This window comes from Acidovorax sp. (assembly GCF_046291265.1).
Taxonomy (GTDB): domain Bacteria; phylum Pseudomonadota; class Gammaproteobacteria; order Burkholderiales; family Burkholderiaceae_C; genus Acidovorax.
The window spans coordinates 1-8,843 of the sequence record NZ_JBKBTV010000107.1; the positions used below are offsets into that span (position 1 = coordinate 1).

Sequence of the window (8,843 nt, forward strand, 5' to 3'; positions counted from 1 at the left end):
GCCTGCAGCACACCCACCTGGAAATTGTCGAACGTGGCGTAGTAGTCCACGTTCTTGGAACCCTTGATCAGGCGGTCATACGCCACGACCTTCACGCCCTTGTCCGCAGCGCTCTGCAGCACGCGCGACAGCGTGGTGCCGTCGATGGAGGCGATCACCAGCACCTTGGCGCCCTTGGTGATCATGTTCTCGATCTGCGCGAGCTGGTTCGGGATGTCGTCGTCTGCGTACTGCAGATCGGTCTTGTAGCCGCGCTCCTTGAGCACCTTGACCATGTTGTCGCCGTCGGCAATCCAGCGCGACGACGACTTGGTGGGCATCGAGATGCCGATGCTGCCCTTGTCCTGGGCCGATGCCACGGACGTGGCGCCGATGGCGGCGAGGGCCACGGTGGCCAGCACGGCCTTGAAAATTGCACGCTTCATTGGGTTCTGTCTCCTGCTTTTTTTGAATGCCCATGCCGCTGCAATGGGGCTGGGGGTAACTTTTGGGGCACTTCCGGATGGGTGTCGGATTGGCGGTTCATCATCCAGAGCCGTTCGGGCTGAGCCTGTCGAAGCCTTGCGCGGCGCTTCGACAAGCTCAGCGTGAACGAATGGGGAGTGTTGAGCGCGTGCCGGTATCAATACTTCCTGTTCGGGAATTCTTTCGCCGCCACTTCCATCGGGAAGATGCCCTCTTCCGTCACGATGCGTTTTTGCACGGCCTTGCCGGCCTTGATGTCCTTCACGGCGGTCATCAGTTGCGGACCCAGCAGCGGGCTGCACTCCACGCTCACGTTGAGCTTGCCCGCGATCATGGCTTCAAAGGCGCCCTTCACTGCGTCGATGGAGATGATCACGATGTCCTTGGCGGGCTTCATGCCGGCCTCTTCGATGGCCTGGATCGCGCCGATGGCCATGTCGTCGTTGTGCGCGTACAGCACGTTGATCTTCTTGCCCTCCGCCTTGAGGAAGGCTTCCATCACTTCCTTGCCCTTGGCGCGGGTGAAGTCGCCGGTCTGTGAGCGCACGATCTTGAACTTGGGGTCGGCCTTGATGATTTCTTCAAAGCCCTTCTTGCGGTCGATGGCCGGGGCAGAGCCCACCGTGCCTTGCAACTCGACGATGTTGACCTCGCCTTTGTTGTCTTTCATCTTCTCGACCAGCCAACGGCCCGCCTTGCGCCCCTCCTCCACAAAATCCGATCCCATGAAAGTCACGTACAGCGACTGGTCCTTGGTGTTCACGGCGCGGTCGGTCAGGACCACGGGAATCTTGGCGGCCTTGGCTTCGCGCAGCACGGGCTCCCAGCCTGATTCCACGACGGGCGAGAACGCAATCACATCCACCCGCTGGGCGATGAAGGAGCGGATGGCCTTGATCTGGTTTTCCTGCTTTTGCTGGGCGTCCGAGAACTTCAGTTCAATGCCCGCCTCCTTGGCGGCTGACTTGATCGACTCGGTGTTGGCGGTGCGCCATTCGCTCTCGGCACCCACCTGGCTGAAACCCAGCACGATGGGCTTTTGGGCCCAGGCAGCGGCGGGGAGCAACCCTGCCAGCGGGGCGCTCGCGAGCGCGGATACAACGGTGCGACGATTCAGTTTCATGGTTTTGTCTCCTGGTTGTTATGGATCGAAAATCGCAGGCAATGAAGAACCTGTGCGGGGGCGTCAGGCCAGCATGTAGCCGGTCTTGACGGTGGTGTAGAACTCGGCGGCATACCGGCCCTGTTCACGCGGGCCATGGCTCGATTCCTTGCGCCCGCCGAAGGGGACATGAAAGTCCACCCCCGCCGTGGGCAGGTTGACCATGGTCATGCCCACATCAGCGTGCCGCTTGAAGTGCATGGCGTGTTTGAGCGACGTGGTGCAGATGCCTGCACACAGTCCAAAGGGCGTGTCGTTGGCCAGGGCCAGCGCGTGTTCGTAGTCATCGGCGCGCAGCACGCAGGCCACAGGGCCAAATATTTCTTCACGCGCAATGCGGTGTTCTGGCATGGCCAGAAACAGCGCCGGGCTCATGTAGTGGCCGGGGGTGGCGCGCTCCAGGCGCTCGCCGCCCCATACGTGCTCGGCGCCTTCTGCGCGCGCGATCTCGATGTAGCCAAGGTTCTGGTCGAGCTGGCCCGCGTCCACCACGGGGCCCATCTCGATGCCCCGCTCCAGCGCGTTGCCGACCTTCAGGGTGGACAGCCGCTGGCGCAGCCGGGCCACAAAGGCATCGTGCACGCTCGACTCCACGATGAGGCGGCTGGATGCCGTGCAGCGCTGACCGGTTGAAAAATACGAGCCTTGCAGCGCACAGTCGATGGCCTGGTCCATGTCGGCATCCGCGAGTACCACCAGCGGGTTCTTGCCGCCCATCTCCAGCTGCACCTTGGCCCGGCGCGCAGAGGCGGCCTTCAGGATGCGCTCGCCTGTTGCCACAGACCCGGTGAAGCTCAGCGCATCGACCAGCGGGTGGTCCACCAGCGTTTGGCCCACTTCGCGGCCGCTGCCCATCACCAGGTTGAACACCCCAGCGGGCAACCCGCAGCGGCTGATGATTTCGGCCAACGCCCAGCCGCAGGCGGGCACCAGTTCGGCGGGCTTGAACACCACCGTGTTGCCGTAGGCCAGCGCTGGGGCGATCTTCCAGGCCGGGATGGCGAACGGAAAGTTCCACGGCGCGATGATGCCCACCACGCCCACGGGTTCGCGGGTCACGTCCACCTGCACGCCCTGGCGCACGGACGCCATGAGTTCGCCAGGGATGCGCAGCGCTTCACCGGCAAAAAACTTGAAGATCTGACCCGCGCGCGCTACCTCGCCAACGGCTTCGGGCAGGGTCTTGCCCTCTTCGCGGGCCAGCAGGGCGCCCAGCTCGTCCTTGCGTGCCAGCAGCTCGGTGCCGATCTGGTCCAGCGCGTCGGCGCGGCGCTGGGGCGTGCTGTGGCTCCAGTAGGGCAGGGCGTCAGCGGCGGCGCGCACGGCCTGGTCGGTCTGGTTGCGGTCGGCGCGCGCGTACTCGGCCACCACTTCGCGGGTGTCCGACGGGTTGGTGCTGACACCAGTGGTGGTGCCGATCTCCCAGCGACCATTGATCAGGTGCCGGGGGTTTTGCTGCATGTCGCCGAGTTTCATGAAGAGGATGCTTGCTTGCTTTGTGGAGGACTCGGCAGAAAGTCTATGATTGATTTTGATATCAATCTAATAGTTTTTTAGACAAAATACATATCTATCCCCGCATTCTGGAAAACCCCATGAGCACCTACAACCACTGGTTCATCCGCGCACGCCTGAAGACCCGCCAACTGCTGCTGCTGGTGGCCCTGGCGGAGGAGGGCAACATCCACCGCGCGGCCCAGGTGCTCAGCATGACCCAGCCCGCCGCGTCCAAGCTGCTCAAGGACCTGGAGGATGTGCTGGAGGTGCCCCTGTTCGAGCGCCTGCCACGTGGCATGCGCCCCACCTGGTACGGCGAAACCATGATCCGCCACGCGCGCATGGCCCTGGCCAGCCTGAACCAGGCGCACGACGAACTGAGCGCGCTCAAGACCGGGCATTACGGGCAGGTCGGCATCGGCGCCATCACCTCCCCGGGCCTGAGCCTGCTGCCCGCCGCGCTGGCGTTGGTCAAGCAGGAACACCCCAGCCTTCGGATATCGCTCGATATCGAAACCAGCCCCGTGCTGCTGGACCGGCTGGAGCAGGGCAAGCTCGACATCGTGGTTGGCCGCCTGTTTGCCGAGCACGACAAGACCAACCTGCGCTATGAGTCACTGACCGAAGAACTGGTCTGCGCGGTAACCCGCCCTGGCCACCCGTTGCTGGGTATGAGCGGGCTGACCCTGCGCGATGTCGTGTCTGCCGGTTGGATCGTGCCGCCTGCGGGCAGTGTGCTGCGGCACCGGTTTGACCTGATGTTTCAGCAGGACGGGCTTGCGCCGCCGATCAATACGGTGGAGACGTCTGCGTTGCTGTTCATCACGCGGATGCTGCAGCAGAGCGACATGATTGCGGTGGTCGGGGCGGATGTGGCGCATTACTACGCGTCGCACGGGATGGTGTCGGTGTTGCCGATGGCGATGCCGTGCCATATGGATGCGTTTGGGATCATTACCCGCACGGATCGGCTGTTGTCGCCTGCGGCGAAGGTGATGATGAAGGCGTTGAAGCAGACGAGTCTGGTGCAGTATGGGCGGCGGTTGGAGGCGGGGGAGTGACGGGGATTTGAGCGGATTTTTGATAAAAATGGGCTCTAGCGCTTGTCCTGTAAGCGCTAGTAGCTATTGTTTTTATAGCTCCTGAGTTTTCTGCTGACCGTTCGGGCTGAGCTTGCCTGTCCTGAGCCTGTCGAAGGGTCGAAGCCTGGGCGCACCCCCATCCGTTCGGGCTGAGCCTGTCGAAGCCTTGGCGCTGATCTTGCCGCGTGCTTAATTTGAGGGTGGAGGCCGGGAGTCGCCCGGCATGCGAGTAACTTCTCTTTTGCTTCGCCAAAAGAAAGTCACCAAAGAAAAGGCGACCCCCAGTCTGCGACCCCTTCGCGATGCGAAGGGGCAACCTGCGTCGGGTCGGTTGCGGGGTGCGCCGTGGAACTCACTGCGCGCCTTCGGCGCTACGTTCAAACAGCCACGGCGAGTCAGATCACGAAGCACGCGCGCTCCGACGCGCGTGCCACCCCGCAACCGCCCCGCCGCAGGCGCAGTCAGCAGGGGTGGGGCCAAACATCCAAACAGCCACTCGGGCCATCGCGTTGCTCGGCCCCGCCCAGTCTGCGTGGGGCGTGGGCCTAGCGTGCCGCCTCATCCGCCGCCATGTTGGCCGCGTGTTCTTCCTGCAAATGCTGCGCAATCTGCGCCCAGGCCTGCTTGGCCTCGGCGTCTTGCGCCCAGGCGTAGCAACTGGCGATGTGCATGGCCGTCACCGCGTGGTGCGGATCGAGCGCAAAGGCCACCTCGCACTGCAGCGCCGCCTGGCGCCACATGGCCGTCGCATCCTCTGATCCTTCTTTCTGCAGCGCATGGGCTTCGGCCACCCACGCCTGGCCCAGGCGAAACGCAGCAGCATGTTGCGTGGGGTCGGCTTCGTGCGCCCGCTGAAACAGCACCCCCGCCTGCCGCCACAACGCGCGTGCTGCTGCGAAGTCTTGCGTGGCTACGGCCTGTGCCTGGGCGACGAGGGCGTTCCCGGATTGGAGGAGGGTGGAGGGGGAGTCGCTGAGCATGGGGTCGGGAAGAGGGATGACGAGGATGCGGATTGTCGGCGGTTTCGCTGGCTCCTATGAACTTGGGGCCGTCAGTTGTGGCTGGAGCAAACGGACCACCCAGCAGGCACGGAGACGGCTGATGGCCACCCGATAATTGTTCCTTATAGAGAGGTTATGCATCGCCTTTGAGTTTTGCAATTTGCTCACGCGCCTGCCTTTCCGCTTCCTCAGGTGAGATGCCATGGCTTGCGCAGAAGGACTCCACTTCTTCAAGCATTTGCTTTTTCAGGCTCAACGTCGTTTCCATTAGAAGGTCCAGTCTATTGAAGACCGTTTTTCTGCCTTCATCGGTGTACAGGGAATCTCCATCTTGATGCATCGAACGATAAACAAGCCAATCTCGCTCTTCTTTCAGGTGGCGCAAACCGGAGAGTAGTTGGGGGTGCAGTGCCTCATGCTTTGAGGCCGTCCCCAGCGCCGTTCCTAGGGTTGCTCGGCGATGTTTTGACAGCAGTTCCTGCGCTTCCTGTGCTGTGACGTTTCCAGGTACGCGGATCTCAATTTTCAGTGTCAGGAGCGTGTGCAAAGCGTCTTCAAGATACTGAATGTGCCAAATGCATCGCCCAACACTGCGGTACAGAGTCTCCAGTTCATCAGATGTCATTTGGCGGCGAGTTTTCTTAGCCATCTTGGGAGTCTGACACGAGCGGCCTATGTGGGAACGTCTTGTGGAGCAACCTTCAAAACCGCGGCAAATCCGGGTGCTTGATCTGCCCCCCGCGCACCAGCATCTTCCCGTACTCCGCACACCGGTTCAGCGTGGGAATCACCTTCCCCGGGTTCAACAACCCCGCCGGGTCGAACGCATGTTTTAGCCCGAACATCTGAGCGTTTTCCTCGGCGGTGAACTGCACGCACATGCTGTTGAGCTTCTCCACGCCCACGCCGTGCTCCCCCGTCACCGTGCCGCCCATGGCCACGCTGGTCTCCAGGATGTCCGCGCCAAACAGCTCGCAGCGGTGCAGCTGGTCGGCGTCGTTGGCGTCGAACATGATGAGCGGGTGCAGGTTGCCGTCGCCCGCGTGGAACACGTTGGCGCAGCGCAGTTGGTACTTCTTCTCCATCTCCTGGATGGCCAGTAGGATGTCGGCCAGGCGCTTGCGCGGGATGGTGGAGTCCATGCACATGTAGTCGGGGCTGATGCGGCCGCTGGCGGGGAAGGCGTTCTTGCGGCCGCTCCAAAAGCGCAGGCGCTCGGCTTCGTCGTTACTGACGGAGATGGCGGTCGCGCCCGCAGCGCGCAGCACCTCGCTCATGCGGCCGATTTCTTCTTCCACCTCTTCGGGCGTGCCGTCGCTTTCGCACAGCAAGATGGCCTCGGCCGTCAGGTCGTAGCCTGCGTGCACAAAATCTTCCACAGCGGCGGTCATGGGTTTGTCCATCATCTCGAGGCCCGCGGGGATGATGCCTGCGGCGATCACGGCGGCCACGGCGTCGCCCGCTTTGCGCACGTCGTCGAAGCTGGCCATGATGCAGCGCGCCAGCTGGGGCTTGGGGATGAGCTTGACGGTGACCTCGGTGGTCACGGCCAGCATGCCCTCGCTGCCGATCACCGCGGCCAACAGGTCGTAGCCGGGGGCGTCCAGGGCCTGGCTGCCAAATTCGACGGGCTCGCCTTCCACGGTGAAGCCCTTCACTGCGAGCACGTTGTGCACCGTGAGCCCGTATTTGAGGCAGTGCACGCCGCCGGAGTTTTCTGCCACGTTGCCGCCGATGGTGCAGGCGATCTGGCTGCTGGGGTCGGGGGCGTAGTACAGGCCGTAGGGTGCGGCGGCCTCGCTGATGGCCAGGTTGCGCACGCCACACTGCACCACGGCCGTGCGGCTTTCGGGGTTCAGGTCGAGGATGCGGTTGAACTTGGCCAGCGACATCGTCACGCCCATGGCATGCGGCATGGCGCCGCCCGACAGGCCCGTGCCAGCGCCCCGGGCCACTACCGGCGCCTGCAATTGGTGGCACACCTGCAGCACGGCCTGCACTTCGTCGTAGGTTTCAGGCAGGCACACCACCAACGGACGCTGGCGGTAGGCGGTGAGGCCGTCGCATTCGTAGGGCGTGGTGTCTTCAGCGTGCCAGAGCAGCGCATGCGCGGGCAGCACACGCCCCAGGGCCTGGACAACCTCGGCCTGGCGTGCGGCGCGTTCGGACAGGGTTGCGGCGGGTTCGGCGACAGTGTTCATGGCAGCACTGTAGGGGATCGCTGGGCGCGAGGCCATGAGCATTTCTGCAGAGGTACGTGAAAAACACATTCACTACCAAATTGATAGCTGTAAGCGCTTATGTAACGAGCGCTGCAGCGCATTTTTGTGCTAAATCTGTTGGTCCAACACATGAAAGGGTGCGCCCCCTGACCCGGATGCACACGTTGACTTGCCAAGCTGCTTTACTTCATGCGCGAATGGTCTTGGATCCGAAACTGTGCACGCACATCCCACAGGGATTTGTGCAGAGATTGATTGGCAGCCCTCAATCGAAAGTCTCGAAATGAACTGCGCTGAATGGTGGGCTGGTTCGGTATTGCGTTGACATGGCCAATTGCAACGGGTCAAATTGTTTGCATGAACCGTCTCTTGCACACACTCGGCGCCTTGGTCACTGCAGCCCTTGTGGCGTGTTCTGGTTCGGATTCGCCCCCGGACGCTACCGGCCCGCTGCCGGTGGACGCGGCAGTTCTGGCTCAGATTCCTGCCCCGCTCGCGCCAGACGCTGCGCAGGCGCGCGGTACTTTCGTAGGTGCGGTCGGGCTGAATGCGGCGGCCTACATCGGCTTCGTGGTGCAGGGCGACTACGCCCTCGTGTATCTCTGCGATGGCATTGATGGCGAATGGTTCGGCACACAAATCAAACAGGGCGAGATCCACGTCGTCAGCGCGGCAGGCACAGCCTTTGACGCCACCGTGACGGCGGACGGGATCCAGGGCACCGTCACGGCGCCTGCCTGGTCCACCCGGGCATTCCGGGCCGAGCCGCCCACAGCGGGCAACGGGATCTTTGTGGGCGCCGACCCTACGCTGCCCGACTACACCCGCCGCTGGCTGGTGCTGCCCGAGGGCGTGCGCGGCGTCTCCAAGATCAAGCCGACTTCGACGTTGGTGAATGTGGGCCCGGTCAATGGCATTTCCACCGGGCCGGGCGCGCTGCCAGTCAAGGCCCCAGTCGTCACCGGAAAAATCGTAGATCAGGTCGTCACGCCACCCGTGACCACTGCGCCGGTACCAGTGCCGCCAACGCCATCACCCTCGCTCCCGGTACTGCCGCCAGTCACCCAGGCGGAGATCGATGCGTCCGGGGTGCCATGGAACACCTTTCGCCCTGGCGAGTGCTACAACACAAGACGAGGTCGTGACGACACCTGCCTGAATGCATCCGATTGGCCGCCCCAATGCCGCTCGCTGTCTACTGACCGCGTCGTCTGCCCCGACACTCGATTCGTCACTGCAAAACTGCCCCCGGTCACCCAAGCGGAGATCGACGCTTCCGGGGTGCCATGGTCAACCTTCCGACCGGGTCAGTGCTATGCCATCAGTGGTGGTCAGTCCGTTACTTGCTTGAGCGCATCCGACTGGCCACCCGAATGCCGCTCGCTGTCTACTGACCGCATCGTCTGCCCTGATG

Annotated in this window: 8 protein-coding genes; 2 read left to right on the forward strand and 6 right to left on the reverse strand. The window is 62.9% G+C overall.

The genetic code is table 11. The features are described 5' to 3' along the window. From ACK41V_RS22685 to ACK41V_RS22695, 3 genes are all read right to left on the reverse strand, one after another. Window positions 1–425 (reverse strand): substrate-binding domain-containing protein (locus ACK41V_RS22685; protein ID WP_409785803.1); only part of this gene is annotated, 425 nt, incomplete at its 3' end. Between the two features lie 197 nt (window positions 426–622). Then, window positions 623–1,588: an ABC transporter substrate-binding protein gene (locus ACK41V_RS22690; RefSeq protein WP_409785805.1), complete on the reverse strand. Its 966-nt coding sequence runs from the start codon at window positions 1,586–1,588 to the stop codon at window positions 623–625. 63 nt (window positions 1,589–1,651) lie between these two features. Next, window positions 1,652–3,103: an aldehyde dehydrogenase family protein gene (locus ACK41V_RS22695; protein WP_409785806.1), complete on the reverse strand. Its 1,452-nt coding sequence runs from the start codon at window positions 3,101–3,103 to the stop codon at window positions 1,652–1,654. Between the two features lie 119 nt (window positions 3,104–3,222). Between ACK41V_RS22695 and ACK41V_RS22700 the strand changes: the two genes are divergently transcribed. Beyond that, window positions 3,223–4,185 (forward strand): LysR family transcriptional regulator, encoded by a 963-nt coding sequence (locus ACK41V_RS22700; RefSeq protein ID WP_409785807.1) that lies wholly within the window; start codon window positions 3,223–3,225, stop codon window positions 4,183–4,185. Window positions 4,186–4,751: 566 nt separating this feature from the next. Here the strand turns inward: ACK41V_RS22700 and ACK41V_RS22705 are convergent. The 3 genes from ACK41V_RS22705 to ACK41V_RS22715 form a co-directional block, all read right to left on the reverse strand. Then, the gene (locus ACK41V_RS22705) at window positions 4,752–5,186 is read right to left on the reverse strand and encodes a hypothetical protein (protein WP_409785809.1); all 435 of its coding nucleotides are present in this window, start codon (window positions 5,184–5,186) and stop codon (window positions 4,752–4,754) included. Between the two features lie 154 nt (window positions 5,187–5,340). Further along, window positions 5,341–5,832, reverse strand: coding sequence for a hypothetical protein (locus ACK41V_RS22710; protein WP_409785811.1), 492 nt, complete (start codon window positions 5,830–5,832; stop codon window positions 5,341–5,343). A 76-nt stretch (window positions 5,833–5,908) separates the two neighbouring features. Beyond that, window positions 5,909–7,408, reverse strand: coding sequence for an FAD-linked oxidase C-terminal domain-containing protein (locus ACK41V_RS22715; protein ID WP_409785813.1), 1,500 nt, complete (start codon window positions 7,406–7,408; stop codon window positions 5,909–5,911). Window positions 7,409–7,786: 378 nt separating this feature from the next. Between ACK41V_RS22715 and ACK41V_RS22720 the strand changes: the two genes are divergently transcribed. Further along, a partial coding sequence (locus ACK41V_RS22720) for a hypothetical protein (protein WP_409785815.1) occupies window positions 7,787–8,843 on the forward strand: 1,057 nt, incomplete at its 3' end.